The organism is Nonomuraea basaltis (assembly GCF_005893125.1).
Classification (GTDB): domain Bacteria; phylum Actinomycetota; class Actinomycetes; order Streptosporangiales; family Streptosporangiaceae; genus Nonomuraea; species Nonomuraea basaltis.
The window spans coordinates 118,728-137,294 of sequence record NZ_VCJS01000004.1 but is presented as its reverse complement, the minus strand read 5'-3'; the positions used below and the strand labels follow the sequence as shown (position 1 = coordinate 137,294).

Genomic DNA, 18,567 nt, shown 5'->3' with positions numbered 1-18,567 from the left:
TCTTCCATAGTCACGCGCAGACGCGCGCCTACGAGTACCAACTTGCCACGTACCTGCCGTCCGGCCCTGACAGCCGGGACCTTCGTCTCTGGGCGGGGAGTTCATTTCCTGCGAAAACAGGTGGGCGAGACGATGCGGCGCCTCGGCCGATCATCGAGAGCGCGGATCTGGGAGGAAGACGTGGTGATTCCCACACGCTCCGGATTGTCGTCTGCGGAGGCGGCGGTGCGCCTGGAGCGGGATGGAGCCAACCTGCTCCCGCAGAAGCCGCCCGTTCCGTTGTGGCGGCGGGTCGCCGCCCAGCTTCGTGATCCGCTGATCATCGTCCTGCTCGTGGCGGCGGCGTTGACCGTCGCCACGGGCGACTGGACCGACTCGGCCGTGATCATGCTAGTGATCATCGTCAACACCTCCGTCGGGGTCGTGCAGGAGGTGCGCGCCGACCGGGCCATCACGGCGTTGTCGCAACTCACGGCCCCGACGGCGCGCGTGATCCGCGACGGCTCCCAGACGGAGATTCCGGCGGCCGACGTCGTCGTGGGAGACCTGCTGGTGCTGGCCGAAGGCGACATCATCGTGGCCGACGCCACGGTGGTGGAGTCGGCGGCATTGCTCGTGGACGAGTCGTCTTTGACGGGAGAGTCCGTGCCGGTAGACAAGATCGTCGACGATCCGGCCTCCTCGGGCACCGTCGTGGTGCGGGGACGTGGCCGGGCGACGGTCACCGCCGTGGGGGCGGCGAGCGCGAGCGGCCGGATCGCATCCATGATGGTCAAGGGAGCCGGGCTGACGCCGTTGCAGCGCCGCCTGGTGGGGGTCGGGCGGTTGCTGGCGGGCGTCGCGGTGGCACTGTCCGCGCTGGTGCTGGCGCTGGGACTGGTCCGCGGGCAACCGGTCGAGTTGATGGTGGTGACCGCGATCAGCCTGGTGGTCGCGGCCGTGCCCGAGTCCCTGCCCGCGGTCGTGACCCTGAGCCTGGCCTTGGGAGCTCGCCGGATGGCCGCGCGCAACGCTCTCGTACGCAGCCTGCCCGCAGTGGAAACGCTGGGCGCGGTGACCGTACTCGCCACCGACAAGACCGGCACCCTCACCGAGGGCCGGATGGTCGCCCGGTACGTCTGGACTCCCGCGGGAGAGGCGACGATCACCGGCTCCGGATACGCACCCGACGGCGAAATCATGCGCGGCGACTCCCTCGACAGCACGAGCCTCACCGACCTGCTGGTGGCGACCGTGCTGTGCAACGACGCCAGATTGTCACCGCCCCAGGACCTCGACGGGCAGTGGACGGCGCTGGGAGACCCCACCGAGGCGGCCCTGCTCGCCGCCGCGGCCAAGCTCGGCATGGATCGCAAACAGCTCCAAGAGCGCTTCCCACGGGTGACCGAACATCCTTTCGACAGTGAACGCAAGAGGATGAGCACCGTGCATCGCCTGCCCGGCGGACATGCCCGGGTGATCTGTAAAGGCGCGCCCGAAGTGCTGCTCCGCCCACCTGCCCTGGCCGACGACCCGGCGCTGCTGACTCGCGCCGCCGAGCGCGCCGAGCAACTCGCCCAGGCGGGATACCGCGTCCTCGCCGTCGCGAGCCTCGATCTGGACACCGTTCCGGAAACAGCGCCGGAGAGCGGGTTGTCGTTGCTCGGACTGGTCGCGATCCTGGATCCGCCGCGTGCCGCGGCGGTCGCCTCGATCGCCGCCTGCAAACAAGCCGGCATCAGGCCGCTCCTCATCACCGGCGATCACTCCGGGACCGCTCGTGCCATCGCCACCGATCTGGGCATCATCGCCACCGATGATCCGGTCGTGGACCTCCGGGATCCCGGGACGCCCGACCATGCCGAGATCAGCGTGTACGCCCGGGCTGCCCCCGGGCAGAAGCTCGAGATCATCCAGGATCTGCGGACTCGTGGCGAGACCCTCGCGATGATCGGCGACGGCGTCAACGACGGCCCGGCACTACGACGCGCCGACATCGGCGTCGCCATGGGCAAACGCGGCACCGAAGTCGCCCGTCAGGCGGCCGACCTCGTGCTCGCCGATGACAACCTGGACACCGTCGTCGCGGCCGTCGAGGAGGGCCGCCGGGTCTACGCCAACATCCGCCGGTTCCTCATCTACGGCCTGTCCGGCGGAGCAGCCGAGATCGCGGTGATGTTGCTGGGGCCGTTCGCCGGCCTCGCGCTCCCCCTGCTTCCCGCCCAGATCCTCTGGATCAACCTGCTCACGCATGGGCTGCCCGGTGTGGCCCTCGGCGGCGAGCCGGCCCTGCCTGGAGCCATGGCGAGCCCACCGCGGCCGCCCAGCCAGAGCATCCTGGGCGCGGGGCTGTGGCAGCGCATAATCCGGATCGCCGTCGTCCTCACCGCTGTCACCCTCGGCGTGGCCATCTGGGCCCACCAGACCGGACGCCCATGGCAGAGCATGGCCTTCTTCGCCCTCGGCGCCACCCAGCTCGGTGTCGCGCTCGGCTCTCGTACGCGGCCCGGCTCGCTGGCCAATCCCATGCTGCTGTTCGCCGTCGCCGGTGCGCTCGTCCTGCAGCTGGCAGGACTGTACCTGCCGCCGCTCCAGGAACTGCTCGGCACCGAACCGCTGGCCCTGGGCGACCTGCTGATCGTCACCGCGCTGTCGGTCCTCGGTTACGCCGCCGTCCGCCTCGACCGGATCCTGCACCCGTCCCGCTCGCGGCGGCCCATCCAACCCCCGGACAACGCCGCCCATGCACACTGATCCCACCACGGTGATCGACAGCGAGCGCGATCGTCGGCGTTGTCCTTGCCTTTCATACGTTTGCCCTGGTCAACCACAGTCCCAGAGGACTTTGAGAAGTCAACGGGCGGGACCTTCGGCCCTACTGCGACCATCGGGGACCCGCCAGCATGGAGCGACCAGATAAGACGGTCTGCGCCCCTACGGCAGGACCCGACTGGAGGCGGATATGAACACGAAGCTTGGCCAGCCGGGCCTGTGCACAAGGCCCGTCGAGCTTTTCGAGCAGGCGGTAAACGGCACGGCGAAGGTCACGGTCTGTGGAGAGGTCGACCTCGCGACGGCGCCGCCGCTGGAGGAACTTCTCATCGCTACGATGAACCGCCCGAGTCCGATCATCGAGGTCGACCTGGGCAACGTGTCGTTCATGGACGCGTCAGGACTTACGGCGCTCATCCGGGCCGACGACAAGGCCCGAGACGTCGGCGGACGGCTGTACCTGTCCCATGTCCCCGAACGCGTCGCCCGCCTCCTCAAGATCTTCGATCTGGATCGCCGATTCTCCATCCTCAGTTGATCACGTGTGAGCGCATCCCCGAATGTCGCGATCAAGAACAGGGATGCGCCGCCGAGAGGGGGCCGCGGGTCAGGAGGCGGGCTTTAGCTCGTCCAAAGCCTCACGAAGGTAACGCGGGAAGGCCCACACATCGGGGACCCGCTCCCTGCATGCGATGATTCCGACATCGAGGCGGCCGTTGTAGGAGAAGGCCGTGATGTTCAGGGCGCCGCTCACGTCGGTGACCACGGACACCGGGTAGTGCGCGAGCAGCGTGACTCCCGCGATCCGCAGCGGAAACTGCGGGCCGGGAATGTTGGAGACGATCACGTTGATGGGTGGCGCGGTCCTGCCCACCAGCTCGAAGGCGGCGCGGTCGGCCACGCCGTTCAGCGCGGCGGGCATGCTCTCGCTCAGCTCCCGCAACCAGCCCGCCGGTGTCAGCGCGAAGCGTTCCTTGATCTGCCGCATCGCCTCGTTCACAAATTCCAGCCTGCGGCGAGCGTCGGCCACCTGGGTGGCCAGCTGTGTGATCATTATGGTGACCTGATTGCCGTCATTGGCGCCCGTCCGCCCACGCAGGGAGAACGGCACGCCCGCGACCAGGGGAACGTCCGGCAACGCCCCGTGCGCCATCAGCCAGCGGCGCAACGCGGAGGCTGCCAGCGTCATCACGACATCGTTCACCGTCACGCCGAAGGCGTTCTTGACCCGTTTGACCTCATGCAACGGCAGGTCGGCGAACGCATAGCGGCGATGTGACGAGACCGGACCGCTCAGCGGGGTGTAGGGAGCGGCGAAATCCGGCAGTTCAGGCGAGGGTCCGCGCCGCAGCAGCCGCGACAGGCGACCCGCGCCGGGCAGCCGGGAAACGCCGGGAAGCTGGTCCAGCACCGGCAGGACCTCGCCCGCGAACCTCAGCAGATGCGCGGGGTTCGCGGCGAGGTGCCAGGCGCTCCTGGCCAGCATGTGCCACAGCTCCGGCGGGGGTTCCGGCTCGCATGCGACCGCTCCAGGGCCGGGGTCCATGAGCGCGGCAAGCACCTCGGCCCCGGTCAGCCCGTCGACGGCGGCGTGGTGGAGCTTGGTGTAGATGCCGCACCGGCCTCCGGCCAGGCCGTGAATCAGGTACATCTCCCACAGCGGACGGGAGCGATCCAACAGCCGCTCGTGCAGGCGGGCCACCTGCTCGCCCAGCTGCGCATCGTCGCCGGGAGCCGGCAGGGCGAGCTCCCGGACGTGATACTCCAGGTCGACCTCACCGTCGTCGGCCCAGTACGGGTGGTCGAGGCCGAGGGGCACGTGGACCAGACGTTGCCGTAGCTGCGGCACCCCGGCCATGCGCTCGGACAGCCTGAGCAGGATGCTCTCTTTGGACAGGTCCGTTTCGAGAACTGCCAGTCCGCCGATGTTCGCGACGTTGGTGGCGGTCTCGAAGTTGAGAAACTGCGCGTCCAGCGCACTGAGCTGCCGCATGTTTCGATGGTCGCTGTCACACGGGCGAGGAGATCAGAGCAGATCTTCCCTTTCACCGAGGACTTTCGTCTCTTTCTCCATTATCCGACGCTCCACCAGTGGCTGAGGAGGCCGGGGCGGCTGGTGCGCGCCACGTGCCGACGCCCGATGAGGCGGCCCACACGCTCGGAGTCGTCGATCGCGAGCTTCCGTGCACTACGCGACGGTACGGCCGGCCTCATCAGTTCCGTACCACTGCCACGGTGCAGCGGGCGTGGTGCAGCACGCCGTGCCCGACGAGCCGAGCAGCGCCGAGCGGATGCCTCCGCGCCCGTGCGAGCCGACGACTACCAGCGCGGCCTGCGCCGAAGCGGCCACCAGGGCATCGACCGGATGTGCGCGCCGCACGTCCTCGATCACCTCTACACCCGGATGCGCCTGCCGGAACCGGGCGGCGACCCTGACGGCGGCGCTCGCGCAGCTCGGCCTCGCCCTGGACGAAACGGAATATGCGGCGGCGGTCCAGGGCCGCCCCCGTACCGGGTGAGGAGCCGGCGCTCATCGCCCTGGCCCCGAAGAGAGGCACGCGCGGCCGGACGAGGCCAGAGCCTCACACCTGCGTTCGAGGCCGCACCACGGCGATCGGACAGGTCAGGTGATGCAGCACCGCGTGGCTGACCGAGCCGAGCACCGCACAGGCGAAGCCTCCCAGGCCACGCGAGCCCACCACGACGAGGTCGGCCGTGCTGCCTGCCTTGATGAGGACGCTGGCCGGGTGGCCGATCACCTGCTCGCTGGTGATCTCGACATCCGGGTTCTTCTCCCGCCAGGGCACCACGCGCTCGGCCGCCGCGCGGATGTCCTGCTCGTAGGCGTCCTCCAGCAAGCTGCTGAATGCGGCCGCATATGCCGAGAAGACCGGCGTCTGCCAGGCGAAGACGACGTGCAGGGGAACCTCGCGAGCCCGGGCCTGCTCGACGGCGTACTGCATGGCGGTCTCGGAATGCGCCGAGCCGTCATATCCGACGACCACCCGCCCGTGCCGCGTCACGGAAGACCCGCGGACGATCACTGCCGGACCGGCGGCGTGCCCGGCGACGCCCAGGCCGACGGAGCCGACCACCAGCCCTTCGAACCCGCCGAGTCCTCGGCTGCCCAGCACCACGCTGTCCGCGGACGCCGACTCGGCGATCAGGGCGTCTATCACGTTCCCGGGCAGCAGCTTCGTGGTGACCTCGACGTCGTGCGTCAGGTCCCGTGCCCGATCGGCGGCCGCGGCGAGCGTTCCGGTGCAGAATTCCGTCCCGAGTTCACCGAGCCACTGCTCGCACACGTGTACGATCCGCAGCCCCAGTCCTCTGCGCTGGGCGTCTGCGGCGGCCCATTCCACGGCCGCCGTCGCCGGTGCGGATCCGTCCACTCCGACCACGATGGGTCTGGCCATCACGCACCTCCTCTGCTCTCACCTCAAGTCTCGCGCGCCGGCCATCGGCTGCTCACCGGGACTAGGTCCCCCATGCGAGGGACGTTGGTCCTGCCCGTGAGCGCTGTTGGGCCTGGCCTTGGGTGTCGGAAGGCCCTGCCCTCGCCGGCCGGGCCGGTTCAGGCTGGGAGATGAGGGACCGCCATCAGTGGTCTTGGAACCAGGGAGTCGAGATGAGACGGTCAGTAATCGCGGGGATCGCCGCCGGGTCGGTGTTGGCCACCGCCGTGGTGACCGGCGTCGCCGTCGCCGCGGGCAACGCCCAGCCACCGCACGCCACCAGGTGGCAGCAGCAGAGCTACGGACATGACTTCGGCCCGATGAGCGGGATGTGGCCGATGGGCCGGATGCACCCCACTAGCGTCGGCAGCGAGTTCGACTACCTCGCCGAGATGGTGGCCCACCATCAGGAGGCGGTCACCGCGGCCCGGCAACTGCAGCGCTCGGGCCGGGCGGAGATGCGCGCGCTGGGCGCCTCGATCGTGAAGACCCAGACCGCCGAGATCGCCACCATGAAGACGTGGCTGGCCGCCTGGTACCCGGGACGCTCGACAGTGGTCGACTACCAGGCGATGATGCGCGATCTGTCCCGGTTGTCGGGCGATGCGCTGGACGAGGCGTTCTTGCAGGACATGATTCCCCACCACATGGTGGCGGTGATGATGTCCCAGCAACTACTGATGCGCGGGCAGGCAGAACACGGGGAGGTAAGGGCGTTCGCGGCCGGCGTGCGCGATGCCCAGCACACCGAGATGTTCCAGATGCGGCACTATCTGAGCGACTGGTTCGACGGCACCTGGGGAAACATGCCTGGCATGCCCGGCGGGATCTGGGGCCCTCACTGATCACCGGCGCCGTTGCCGGGGATGGCTCGTGAGGGTACAGCGGGATGGCAGGCGCCGCATCGCGGGTATCTCGTGATCGCATCCCGAGATTTCGTCCCGTTTGTGGCCCAAATCCGCAAACTAAAGGCCATTCGCCGGTGTCGCCCGGCCGCGGGGACGTTCACGCTGGAATCAGGAGCACCCACGGGGAAAAGAGATGATCATAATGCTCCCGATTCGCCCCCTTATCGCCACCGCGATGGTGGCCTCGGCCACGGGACTGCTGGCCGTGCCGGCGCAGGCCACCCAGCAGGCCGTCACCCCCACGCTGGTGGGGATCCGGGCCGCGCACCACTACGGCTTGGACCGGCTGGTCTTCGAGTTCCGCGGCCGGGTGCCGGCCCAGCGCGATGTCCGCTACGTGTCCAAGCTGATCGCCGACGGCTCCGGGCAGACCGTCGACGCGGTCGGCAGCGCTCTGCTCCAGATCCGCTTCAGCCAGGCCGACGGCCACGACCGCCGCGGCGACATCACGTACGGCCCTGCCCGCAGGACCTACGCGCTGCCCGGAGTCATCCAGGTCGTCAACACCGGCGACTTCGAGGCGACGTTGACCTTCGGAGCCGGGCTCGCCAAGCGGGCGCCCTTCCGGGTCTACGCGCTCACCCAGCCGAGCCGGGTCGTCGTCGACATCGCCACGCCCTACCGGACGGTGCCGGTGCGCGACCACTTCCTCAACATGGCCAACTACAACACCGGTCGCAAGCCGTACACCACCGCCGTTCGGCGTCCGGTGATCGCGCCGGTCACCGCCTTCGGCGCGCTGCAGCGGCTGTTCGCCGGCCCCACCCAGGCCGAGAAGGCGCAAGGGCTGCGTTTCGTGGCCTCCAAGGCCACCGGCTTCAGCAAGCTGACGGTCAAGAACGGCATCGCCAGGGTCTACCTGACCGGGCGTGTCACCAGCGGGGGATCGACGTTCACCATCGCCGATCAAATCAGGCCGACGCTCAAGCAGTTCCCGTCGATCAAGTGGGTGAAGATCTACGATGCGGCGGGCGGAACCGAGCGCCCGACCGGCCCGTCGGATTCCATCCCGCAGTCCCTGGAGCCGTAGCACGGCCGGTTCCACACGTCGACAGGCGGCCACGTCGAGTTCCGGCACAGGAGCAGTGACCTGTTGATCGCCAGGGTGTCCATGGAGGACAGCACGCCGGAGCCCACGGTGACGTTGCCGCCCCCGCACACGCGATCAGATCGCCCGTGGAGGCCGCACCAGCGATGGCCGGCTCCTGGCCAAGATCCACGCGCCTTGCTGATGATGGTGTGCAATGACCACCGACGTCAGCAAGGCCGCAACCCAGACGAGGCGTTGCCCCGGGCGGGACGGCGGTGGGCAGGCTGACCCTTACTATGATCGCGCGGACGATGATCGGGAGTCCAGCCAGCATGTGCCCGAAGGCGCCGACGACGTGGAACGGTCATCGCGTGGCGTGGACGAGACGCGCGTCTGGTCCCGGGAAAACGAGGGTCTCGCGCTCGGAGTCGAGCCAGCGAACCACATAGGGCGGCGTGCCGTCCGGATGAGCCACCTCCACGATGAACCCTTCACGGCGTGTACTGCTGCCACGTGTGCTTTCCACAATCAGCCGATCCCCCACTGTGGCCTTCATGTCGATCTCCTCGTAATGGCGGCCTGGATGCACCTTCACCATGCAAGGCCCGGCACCGAGCCCGACAGGGCCTGAAGTCTCCGCAGAAAGGGACCTTCGGCCTTCACGAGTGTGGTCTGAGATGCTGGTCGAAGAACGCGACGATGCGCTCGCGCGCGTACGGCTCGTGATAGGCGGTTCTGGAGACCTTGCCCAGCAGCACCAGCAGCCGCGTCATGTCAGCGGCGGCCAGACATCCCGCGCCTGCCAGCCGGTCAGCCTGACGGCGCAGGCCATGGCTCATGCCGGGGAAGTCGTGGAGCACCACCACCCCCGGCCACGGTTCACTACCGGCCGGAACCGCCACATACGTGGGAACATGCCCGATTTCGACTTCCATTCGTCGTTCCATCAGGCAGCGTGCAGTTCGAGCATGAAGGCGGCTGCCAGTGCGGGGGCGCATGGCCACGCAGCGGCACAGGAGACGCACGCGTGCCCTGAATCCGCGCGGTGAACATCCAGCGCACCGGCGGCTCTCACGAAATATGTCTCGTTCAGCGGGTCGGTCTCGGCGCGCGTCGTACCCAGGAGAACGGCCATCTCGATCACCCCTCGTTCACTCATGACTTCATGGTGACCTCACCTTCTCTCCGGTCCTCTTCGCGTACCGGAGGCGAACGACCCGAGGCTGTGTGACCTAAGTCATACGACGCACCGATCCCCGCGGGCGCCGTCTGCGATGACCGCCGCCGTAGTGATGCCGAGCACGAGTCCCGCTCGTGGGCACCAGGGCGCCGAGGGCAATGGAGGCATCCGTCCCGGATCGCGTCTCGATCCGTCTCCACGCTGGAGACCAACGGCCCCGTTCATCCATGCCGCAAGGCTCTGCCTGATCGCCGCCGGTGGGTAAGGGCTCGAATTGCCGGATGTGAGAGAGGAGTGTCCGATGGCGGCGTATTGGTCGCTCTGCGGAGTAGCGGCCAGTTGAGTCAAAGCTCTGATCAGGAAAGGCAAAGCCTTCAAGACCAAGCCGTTGTGGCCTGCCGTACGGCGCCGTGGTCTGCCAAGAGTGGAGATGTGAACGAGACAAGGGGCGTGGTCATCGGCTACGACGGCTCCGACCACGCGATGCAGGCGCTGGACTGGGCGATGGACGAGGCCGAGCTCCGCAAGCTTCCCCTCACCGTCTGCCACGCGTGGCAGTGGCCGTATGGCGAGGGGGATCAGGCGGCTCGTGACTCGCTGCGCCATGCGGCCGAGCACGTGCTGTGGCACGGTGCCGACTGCGCACGAGCCAGTTCCCCCGGGCTGGATGTGCGACCCGACTTGTACGAGGGCTCGGCGACCGCCCGGCTGGAGGAGCTCTCATCTGATGCCGGACTGCTCGTGGTCGGCTCCCGCGGGCTGGGCGCGGTGGCCCGGGCGATGACCGGCTCCGTGGCAACCCATACGGCCGCCCACGCGCAGTGCCCGGTCATCGTGGTCCGCGGCAGGGGCCCACTGCCACGCAGCCCCCAGCCGGGGCCGATAGTGGCGGGTCTGGCGGACGACGACAAGGCCGACGCGGTGCTCGGCTTCGCCTGCACAGAAGCGGCCCCGCGAACATGACGCCACCTCCTCTTCCAGTTCAGATCCGGAGGTCTACCACCGCCAGGGCCGAAGGAACCTTCCGCCGGGAACACCCGGCACGAGGCCTGAAGGCGACGCCGGACCCGACGCTCGGCGGTGGAGAGCGCATCACGGTCCGCGACCGTCTGGTACAGCCGGAAGTCCTGGTCAAAGCCGGCTTTCGGTCACCACCGCAACAGGGCCGGGCGCGTGCTGAAGGAGGAAGTTCGCGGTGCCGAAACGTGCGGCTCGCTTGCGTCCGACGACCGTGAGGGTCGCGCGCTCATGAGCATCGCCCCGCTGAACCTGGATCCCCGGGTGGCGCGCCACCCAGCCGGTCAGATCCGCCTGCGCGGTGACGGGGACCTGGCGTATGGCAGCCTCGGTGAACGCGAACTCGAGGACGGACGCGTCGGGCTCCTTGTCGGCCACCACGATCGGCCCGGGATTCGCCGAGGCGGGCAGCGGTCCCGGACCGCGTACGATGATCACCGGGGATTCGGCGTGGGCGGCGACATAGCCGGCCACCGAACCGACGACCGCCCTGGGCAGCGCGCTCAGGCCACGGGAGCCGACGACGACGAGCGCAGCGCCGCTGGAGAGCTCGACGAGGCGCTGGGCGGCGGGCCCTTCGTACAGGTCGGTTTCGACGCGGACACCCGAGCTGCTGGCGCGGGCGCAGTCGGCGCCATGCCACAACACGTGCTCGGCCGCCTTGCGTAGATGCGCCTTGGCCTCCTCCTCCGCCTCACCGTATGGCCATTGCCAGGCGTGGGAAACGGTCAGGGGGAGTTTCCTGAGCTCGGCCTCGTCGAGTGCCCAGTCCAGGGCCTGCATCGCGAAGTCCGAGCCGTCGTAGCCGAGAACAATGTGATTCATGTCAGTGGGCTCCCTTCAGGTATCCCTGCACCCAGCCTCCGCTTCGACAGCTTCGTCACGTAGGGCTGAGCGGCCCTGAGCTGAAGGACGTTGGTCCCGACGAGCTCTCCCGCTTCAGGCGCGCCTGGCTCGCCAGCCTTTGTGCGCGGCGTCGGCCAGGATCATGACGGGGATCGCGAGTGCGGCCAGCGCCCAGCCGGCCGGTGGCGGAAACGCGCCGCCGAGCACGCCGGCGACGGCTGGCAGGCCGAGGAAGAGCAGCAGCATGATGGCCTCGAAGGCGAGCGCACCGAGCAGCAGCGGGTTGGTGCGCCAGCTCAGCCGCCCGATCCAGCGGGATTCGCTGCGGCAGGCGAAGGCGTTGGCGAACTGGCCGAGCACGACGGCGGCAAAGGCGGTGCCGGAGGCGGCGGCGAGGAGCGCAGGGCTCGGGGCAGCGCCGAAGTACCAGCCGCCCAGCAGGAGGACGGCGATGAAGGCGCCCATCTCGGCCAGCGCCTGGGCGGGACCGAGGACGCCGAAGACGCGGCCGATCAGGCGACGGTCGACGAGGTTACCGGTGCGGGCTGGGCCGTGCATGGTGCGGGGGTTGGCAGGTTCCGCGCCGAGGGCGAGGGCGGGCAGCAGGTCGGTACCGATGTCCAGGGCGAGCACCTGCAGCACGCTCAGCGCGAGCGGGATGGTGCCGCCGGACAACGCCCAGACGGCGAACGGGGTGAGCTCGGCCACGTTGTCGGTCAGGTGGTAGGTGAGGAAGCGGCGCACGTTGGCAGAGGTCGCGCGGCCCAGCTCGACGGCGGTGACGATGGTGACGAAGTGGTCGTCGAGCAGCACCAGGTCGGCGGCCTCGCGGGCGACGTCGGTGCCGGAGGCGCCCATGGCGATGCCGATGTCGGCCTCGCGCAGCGCGGGCCCGTCGTTGACGCCGTCGCCGGTCATCGCCACGACGTGGCCACGGCCGCGCAGGGCGCGGGCGATGCGCAGCTTGTCCTCGGGGGTCACGCGGGCGACGACGACACCGTCGCGGTCCAGCAACTCGCCCAGCGCCGCGTCGTCGCCGGGCAGCTCGGCGCCAGTGAGCACAAGTTCGTCCTCGCCGAGCAGGCCCACTTCCTTGGCGATGGCGCGGGCGGTGCCGGGGTGATCGCCCGTGACCATGGCGAGCTTGATACCGGCGATCCGGCACTTCCAGATGGCTTCGGCCACGTCGTCCCGGGGTGGGTCGTGCAGGCCGATCAGGCCGAGGAATTGGAGATCGCGTTCCTCTGCCGTGTCCGCCCGGGCGACCGCCAGCACGCGCAACCCCTGCGTGCTCATCCGGGCCAGTGCCTCCTCCACGCCCGATACGTCGCCGCAGAGCGGGATCACGGTGTCCGGGGCGCCCTTGAGGTGCAGGTGGCCGTCGGCCACGACGGAGGCGCGGCGCCGTACCGGGTCGAAGGGGAAGCGCCCGGTGATCTCGCCGGACAGGTCGGCGCCGAGCTTCAGCGCCTCGACGTGTAAGGCGACCTCCATCGGGTCGCCCACCGGTTTGCCGTCGCTCATCCGGCCGGTGGAACTCAGCACGGCCGAGCGCATCACCTCGGCCCGCGCATGCGCGGGCGTCCACACATCAGCGACGGTCATCTCGTTGCGGGTCAGCGTGCCGGTCTTGTCAGTGCAGATGAACGTGGCCGAGCCGAGCGTCTCCACCGCCTCCAGGTGGCGGACCAGCGCATTCTTAGCCGCCATGCGTTGCGCGGCGCGAGCCAGCGACAGGGTGACGGTAGGCAGCAACCCTTCGGGAACCAGGGCCACCGTGACGCCGATGGCGAACAGGAAGCCCTGGCCAGGCTCCATGCCCAGCAGCAGGGCCAGCCCGAAAAACACCGCTCCGACCGCCAGCGCGATTCCGGCGACGATTCTGACCACCTTGCCGAGCTGCACCGCCAGCGGGCTCGGCGGCCGGCTGGCCTCCCGGGTGAGCTTGGCGATCGCGGCCAGTCTGGTGTGCGGGCCGGTGGCCACCACGACAGCTTCGGCCTGCCCTTCGACCACGAACGTGCCCGCATGGGCACGATCTCCGGTCGCAGGCCGGACCGGGCGGCTCTCCCCGGTGAGCATCGACTCGTTGACGGCGAGCGCGTGTACGTCCGTCAGCTCCAGGTCGGCCGAGACACGATCGCCGGCCTCCAGCAGCACCACGTCGCCGGCCACGAGATCGGCCGCGCTGACCAGCACACGTCTGCCGTCCCGGCGGACCACCGCGTTGGCCGGAATGAGCTCGCCCAGCCGCTGGGTGGCCTTGTCGGCGCGGTACTCCTGGGCGAAGGCGAACGCCCCGTTCAGCAGCACGACGATGACAATGGCCACGGCCAGCAGCGGCATCCCGGCCAGCAGCGCCAGCACGGAGGCGCCCCACAGCAGCAGGGCGAAGAAGTGCACCATCTGGCGCAACAGCAGCACCGCAGGAGGGGTACGGCGAGCGGCCGGCAGCGTGTTGGGCCCGTCGGCGGCCAGCCGCGCCCCAGCCTCGGCAGCGGTCAGCCCGGATCTGGTCCGCGACACGGTAGTCATGTCGCCAGCCTCACCTTTCTGCGATGCGGCCTGGCAGGGACTTTCGGCCTCAAGGCCGGGGACGTCCGGCACTCCTGTCGCGCCGGCCTGTGGGAAAGCCTTGGTGGTGAGAGCCACGCCACGTCCACGTCTATGGGACCTGCGCGACATGTGAGGAACGGGAGATCCGGTATGTCTGAGGGCTACGACGTTCTGCTACGTGACGGCGGCATCGCCCACGTGCGCCCGCTGCGTCCCACCGATCGCGAAGCCCTGCACGAGCTGGTCGCCCGCTCGTCAGAGCGCTCCGCGTACCTGCGCTTCTTCACCGGGGGCCGCAACACCGCGCATTCCTATATGGACCGCGTCACCGGTGAGGAGTATCGGGGGCACGCCCTGGTGGCCAGCGTGAAAGGCCGGCTGGTCGCGGTCGCCGAGTACATCCCCATGGATGATGGCCGCGCCGACCTGGCCATTCTTCTGGACGATGCCGTCCACGGAAACGGCCTGGGCACCTTGCTGCTGGAGCACATCGCGCTGGACGCGGCCGCGCACGGGGTGCGCGAGCTGGTGGCCGACGTGCTGGGTGAGAACCGGGCCATGCTGCGGGTGTTGCGGGATCTCGGCCTGGAGGTCTCCCAGCATTTCGATGGCGGCACGCTGCACCTCGACATCGCCGCCGTGCCCACCTCCCGGCTGCGCGAGGCCATCGCGGCCCGCGATCACGAGGCCGGGCGGGCGTCGCTGGCGCGGGTGCTCGCGCCCCGCTCGGTGGCGGTCATCGGCGCGAGCCGCAACGAGCGGGCAATCGGGCACAAGGTGCTGCGCAACCTGCTCGACGGCGGCTTTGCCGGGCCGATCTACCCGGTCAACCCCAACGCCACGGTGGTGGCCGGGCTGGCCTGCCACACCAAGGTGCCTGAGGGGGTCGACCTGGCGGTGGTGGCAGTACCCGCCCGGCACGTGCTGGGAGTAGCGCGGGACTGCGCGGCGGCCGGGGCGGCCGGGCTGGTGGTGCTGACGTCAGGGTTCGCCGAGGCCGGGCAGCGTGGCGTGGAGTCGGAACTGCTGACGATCTGCCGCGCGGCCGGGATGCGGCTGATCGGCCCGAACTGCCTGGGCGTGGTGAACACCGCGGCGCGGCTGAATGCCAGCTTCCTGCCGCACCGTCCCGTCCGGGGGGCCGTGGCGCTGATGTCGCAGTCGGGCGCCGTAGGAGCGGCGTTGCTGGAACGGCTGGATGTGTCGTCGTTCGTGTCGGTCGGCAACAAGGCCGACGTCAGCGGCAACGACCTCCTGGAGTTCTGGGAGGACGATCCTGACACCGACGTGATCGCCCTGTATCTGGAGTCGTTCGGCAATCCGCGCAAGTTCGCCCGCATCGCCCGCCGGGTCGGCGCGCGCAAGCCGGTCCTGCTGGTCAAGAGCGGCCGCAGCGGGGCGGGTGACCGGGCGGTGCGCTCGCACACCGCCGCCGCGGCCACGCCCGATGTGGCGGTGGACGCGCTCACCCGGGCCGCCGGCGTCATCCGTCTCGACAGCGTGAACGAGCTGATCGATGTCGCCAAGCTCCTGGCCGGCCAGCCCCTCCCCCGGGGACGCCGGGTGGCCGTCGTCGGCAACTCGGGCGGCCCTCAGGCCATGGCCGCCGACGCCTGTGAGCGCCACGGCCTTGTCGTACCCGAGCTGCCGCCCGGCCTGCTGGAGGCACGTGCCGCCGCCGCGCTGGGCAACCCGGTGGATCTGACCGCGGACGCCACCGCCGCCGAGATCGGCGCCGCCGTCGCGGTGCTCGCCGCCTCGCCGGATGTGGACGTGGTCCTCGTCGTCTACACCCCGCCCTTCGGTGACGGGCTGGACGCGACCCGCCAGGCTGTCGCGGACGCCACCAAGGGTGCGGACAAGACCGTGCTGGCCTGCGTCGTCGGCCACGACGGCGTGATCGACGGCCGGGTCCCCAGCTACGCCTTCCCAGAGCAGGCCGTCCAGGCCCTCGCCCACGTCGTGGGCTACGCCGAGTGGCGCCGCCGCCCCGTCGAACCACCCACCGCACCGCCCTCAGTCGACGAGAGATCGGCGCGAGAGATCATCGATGCGGAGCTGGAGGCGTTCCCGGACGGCAGCTGGCTGTCCCCGGCGGCCACCGCACGGTTGCTCGGCTGTTACGGCGTGAGACTGGTGGAGTCGATCGACGTGGACGGCCCCGACGCCGCTGCCAGGGCCGCCGCGCGTGTCGGGTTGCCCGTGGTGCTCAAGGCCACCGGTCCCGTGCACAAGAGCGACGTCGGCGGTGTCCGGCTCAACCTGCGGACCGAGGACGACGTACGGCTGGCATATCGCGAAATGTCGGCCCATATCGGCGACGACATGACCGGCGCGATCGTCCAACCCATGCTCCCGGGCGGTGTGGAGATCATCGTGGGCGGCGTCAACTACCCGGCGTTCGGGCCGCTGGTCATGGTGGGCATGGGCGGGGTGATGGCCGACCTGCTGGCCGATCGGGCCTTCCGGGTGCCACCCGTCACCGACGCCGCAGACATGATCGGCGAGCTGCGCTGCGTCCCGCTGCTGCACGGCTACCGCGGCTCACCGCCCGCCGACGTCGACGCCCTGGCCGACCAGGTCACGCGCGTCGGCAAGCTGCTCGAGGACCTGCCGCAGGTGGCCGAGCTCGACCTGAACCCCGTCATCGTCACCCCGGACGGCGCGACCACGGTCGACGCGCGGATCAGGGTCGCCCCGTGCGAGCCGCCACCCTCGCCGCTGCTGCGCCGCCTTCGCTGACCAACGACTACCCCGCTCGGGACTTCCGCCCCTAATCCCCATCCCTCTCACGGGATGTGATGAAAGCAACCAAAGGACCTCTTCCTACAGAGGCCAGAAAAGAGCTGACCACCATGCGCATGACCGTCGCGGACGTGATGACCGCCAAGGTCGTCTCCGTCACCGCCGCCACCCCGTTCAAGGACATCGCCCAAGCGCTCATCACCGGCGGCATCAGCGCCGTCCCGGTCGTGGACGACGACCAGCACGTGATCGGCATGGTGTCCGAGGCCGATCTGCTGCGCAAGGAAGAATTCCGCGAGGAGTTCTACCGCGAGGGCTACCGCCCGCCGCTGCGCGCCCGGCTGCGCCACCCCAAAGGCCGGCAGAAGGCCGCCGGCGACACCGCCGCCGACCTGATGACCAGCCCGGCGATCACCATCTCTCCCGAGGCGTCGGCGGTCTCGGCCGCCCGCCTCATGGACGCCCACGACGTCAAGCGGCTCGCCGTCGTCGACTACAACGGCCGCCTGCAGGGCATCGTCAGCCGCCGCGACCTCGTCAAACTGTTCCTGCGCGGCGACGAGGAGATCGCCGCCGAGATCCGCGACGAAATCCTCGACCGCGCCCTGTGGGTGGACACCGACGGCGTCCAGGTGGAGGTGCACCAGGGCGTCGTGACGCTGTCCGGCTGGATGGACCGCCGCACCGAGACCGGCATCGCTGTCCGCATGAGCGGCCGGGTCAACGGCGTGGTCGACGTCGTCGACAAGCTGACCTGGAAGCAGGACGACAGCGCGTGGGAGGCCAAGTAGCCATGCTGGTGAGAGAGGTCATGAGCAGCCCGGCCATCACCGTCCGCCGGGCCGACCCGGTGCGGCAGGCCATCCGGACCCTCTACGGCCACGACATCACCGCCGCTCCTGTCGTCGACGACAGCGACCGTCTCGTTGGCGTGGTCAGCGAGCTGGACCTGCTGCGCGGCGAGTTCGAGCCCGACCCCCGCGCCACCGTGACGCCCACCAGTCCGCCGACCGAGCCACCGCCGCGCCGCGTCATGGAGGTCATGACCGGCGACGTCGTCACCGTCACCGAAACCACCGACGTCACCACCGCCATCGACCTGATGGTGGGCAAGCGGATCAAGAGCCTGCCCGTCGTCCGAGGCGATCGAATCGTCGGCATGGTCAGCCGCCGCGACCTGATGGCGATGCTCGCCCGCCCCGACGAAGACCTGCGCCAGGCGGTCATCACCGCGCTCTGCGAACAGTATCCCTCCGGCCCGAGCTGGGACGTCGCCGTGCACAACGGCGTGGCCGAGTTGAGAGGGCCGCCACATGAGCACGCCGACCACATCGCCGGCCTGCTCGCCCGCACCGTGCCCGGCATCGTCCGGGTCAGGCACATGAGGAGATCCCCATGAGAACCACTGTCCAGGACGTGATGACCACCGACGTGGCCGCCGTCAACCAGACCGCTTCCTTCCACACCGTGGCCGACCTGCTCATCAACCGGGGCGTCAGCGGCGTGCCCGTGCTGGACGACGACAACCGGGTCAAAGGTGTCGTGTCCGAGGCCGACCTGTTGGCCAAGCAAGAGTTCAAGGCACGCTACTACGGCGACGGCTACACCCCACCGCTGCGTGCCCGCATCCGCCACACCGTCAGCAGCGAGGGCAGCGGCTTCTACAAGGCGCTCGGCGAGACCGCCGGCGCGCTGATGACCTCCCCCGCGCACACCACCACCCCTGACGCCTCCGTCGTGCTGGCCGCCCGGCTGATGGACAAGTACGGCGTCAAGCGCCTGCCCGTGGTGGACGACGGCGGCCGGCTCGTCGGCATCGTCAGCCGCCGCGACCTGATCAAGGTCTTCCTCCGCGCGGACATCGACATCGAGCGCCAGGTCCGTGAGGCCATCGGCGGCGACGTGCACATCACGGTGGCCGAGGGTGTGGTGACCTTGTCCGGGACCCTCGACGAGCACAGCCACGCCATCAAGGCCGTCCGCCTGGCCGAGAACATCGACAGCGTCGTGGCCGTGCACGACGAGCTCAACTGGAAACACGACGACATCGTGCAACTGCCCGTCTGGGGCGGCGCCTGA

General features: G+C 69.6%; 16 protein-coding genes and 1 pseudogene. 9 read left to right on the top strand and 8 right to left on the bottom strand.

Annotated elements, in window-relative coordinates:
• Positions 1-180: 180 nt before the first annotated feature.
• The gene (locus EJK15_RS03010; protein WP_240776734.1) at positions 181-2,733 is read left to right on the top strand and encodes a cation-translocating P-type ATPase; all 2,553 of its coding nucleotides are present in this window, start codon (positions 181-183) and stop codon (positions 2,731-2,733) included.
• A gap of 208 nt (positions 2,734-2,941) precedes the next feature.
• The gene (locus EJK15_RS03005; RefSeq protein ID WP_138708782.1) at positions 2,942-3,289 is read left to right on the top strand and encodes an STAS domain-containing protein; all 348 of its coding nucleotides are present in this window, start codon (positions 2,942-2,944) and stop codon (positions 3,287-3,289) included.
• A gap of 69 nt (positions 3,290-3,358) precedes the next feature.
• Here the strand turns inward: EJK15_RS03005 and EJK15_RS03000 are convergent, their stop codons facing one another.
• The 3 genes and pseudogenes from EJK15_RS03000 to EJK15_RS02990 all read right to left on the bottom strand — a co-directional run bounded on the left by EJK15_RS03000 (position 3,359) and on the right by EJK15_RS02990 (position 6,167).
• Positions 3,359-4,744, bottom strand: coding sequence for a WS/DGAT/MGAT family O-acyltransferase (locus tag EJK15_RS03000; protein ID WP_138708781.1), 1,386 nt, complete (start codon positions 4,742-4,744; stop codon positions 3,359-3,361).
• A 195-nt stretch (positions 4,745-4,939) separates the two neighbouring features.
• Positions 4,940-5,173, bottom strand: a pseudogene (locus EJK15_RS02995) (universal stress protein); the annotation flags it as partial.
• A gap of 160 nt (positions 5,174-5,333) precedes the next feature.
• On the bottom strand, positions 5,334-6,167 hold the full coding sequence (locus EJK15_RS02990) for a universal stress protein (RefSeq protein WP_138708780.1): 834 nt from the start codon (positions 6,165-6,167) through the stop codon (positions 5,334-5,336).
• A gap of 212 nt (positions 6,168-6,379) precedes the next feature.
• Between EJK15_RS02990 and EJK15_RS02985 the strand changes: the two genes are divergently transcribed.
• On the top strand, positions 6,380-7,051 hold the full coding sequence (locus EJK15_RS02985; RefSeq protein ID WP_171074074.1) for a DUF305 domain-containing protein: 672 nt from the start codon (positions 6,380-6,382) through the stop codon (positions 7,049-7,051).
• Between the two features lie 196 nt (positions 7,052-7,247).
• On the top strand, positions 7,248-8,144 hold the full coding sequence (locus EJK15_RS02980) for a GerMN domain-containing protein (RefSeq protein ID WP_138708778.1): 897 nt from the start codon (positions 7,248-7,250) through the stop codon (positions 8,142-8,144).
• 364 nt (positions 8,145-8,508) lie between these two features.
• Here the strand turns inward: EJK15_RS02980 and EJK15_RS02975 are convergent, their stop codons facing one another.
• The 3 genes from EJK15_RS02975 to EJK15_RS70060 all read right to left on the bottom strand — a co-directional run bounded on the left by EJK15_RS02975 (position 8,509) and on the right by EJK15_RS70060 (position 9,303).
• Positions 8,509-8,742, bottom strand: coding sequence for a DUF1918 domain-containing protein (locus EJK15_RS02975; RefSeq protein WP_240776733.1), 234 nt, complete (start codon positions 8,740-8,742; stop codon positions 8,509-8,511).
• A gap of 61 nt (positions 8,743-8,803) precedes the next feature.
• Positions 8,804-9,079: a dienelactone hydrolase family protein gene (locus EJK15_RS02970; RefSeq protein WP_206060626.1), complete on the bottom strand. Its 276-nt coding sequence runs from the start codon at positions 9,077-9,079 to the stop codon at positions 8,804-8,806.
• Between the two features lie 11 nt (positions 9,080-9,090).
• Positions 9,091-9,303, bottom strand: coding sequence for a hypothetical protein (locus EJK15_RS70060; RefSeq protein ID WP_171074060.1), 213 nt, complete (start codon positions 9,301-9,303; stop codon positions 9,091-9,093).
• Positions 9,304-9,756: 453 nt separating this feature from the next.
• Here EJK15_RS70060 and EJK15_RS02965 point away from each other — a divergent pair, with 453 nt between their 5' ends.
• Positions 9,757-10,287, top strand: coding sequence for a universal stress protein (locus EJK15_RS02965; protein WP_240776732.1), 531 nt, complete (start codon positions 9,757-9,759; stop codon positions 10,285-10,287).
• A 168-nt stretch (positions 10,288-10,455) separates the two neighbouring features.
• On the opposite strand, the gene EJK15_RS02960 is transcribed toward EJK15_RS02965, so the two are convergent.
• Both EJK15_RS02960 and EJK15_RS02955 read right to left on the bottom strand, forming a co-directional pair.
• Positions 10,456-11,166, bottom strand: coding sequence for a universal stress protein (locus EJK15_RS02960; protein ID WP_138708777.1), 711 nt, complete (start codon positions 11,164-11,166; stop codon positions 10,456-10,458).
• A 114-nt stretch (positions 11,167-11,280) separates the two neighbouring features.
• Complete coding sequence (locus tag EJK15_RS02955; RefSeq protein ID WP_138708776.1) at positions 11,281-13,722, bottom strand: cation-translocating P-type ATPase; 2,442 nt, start codon at positions 13,720-13,722, stop codon at positions 11,281-11,283.
• Positions 13,723-13,893: 171 nt separating this feature from the next.
• Between EJK15_RS02955 and EJK15_RS02950 the strand changes: the two genes are divergently transcribed.
• The 4 genes from EJK15_RS02950 (at position 13,894) to EJK15_RS02935 (ending at position 18,567) form a co-directional block, all read left to right on the top strand.
• A complete protein-coding gene (locus EJK15_RS02950) occupies positions 13,894-16,485 on the top strand; it encodes a bifunctional acetate--CoA ligase family protein/GNAT family N-acetyltransferase (protein WP_138708775.1) in 2,592 nt (863 codons plus the stop codon).
• Positions 16,486-16,598: 113 nt separating this feature from the next.
• Positions 16,599-17,279 carry a CBS domain-containing protein gene (locus tag EJK15_RS02945; RefSeq protein ID WP_240776731.1) on the top strand — a complete coding sequence of 227 codons (681 nt, stop codon included), beginning with the start codon at positions 16,599-16,601 and terminating at the stop codon, positions 17,277-17,279.
• Between the two features lie 2 nt (positions 17,280-17,281).
• Positions 17,282-17,887, top strand: coding sequence for a CBS domain-containing protein (locus EJK15_RS02940; protein ID WP_138708774.1), 606 nt, complete (start codon positions 17,282-17,284; stop codon positions 17,885-17,887).
• Positions 17,884-18,567 carry a CBS domain-containing protein gene (locus EJK15_RS02935; RefSeq protein WP_138708773.1) on the top strand — a complete coding sequence of 228 codons (684 nt, stop codon included), beginning with the start codon at positions 17,884-17,886 and terminating at the stop codon, positions 18,565-18,567. The genes EJK15_RS02940 and EJK15_RS02935 overlap by 4 nt, the downstream gene beginning before the upstream one ends.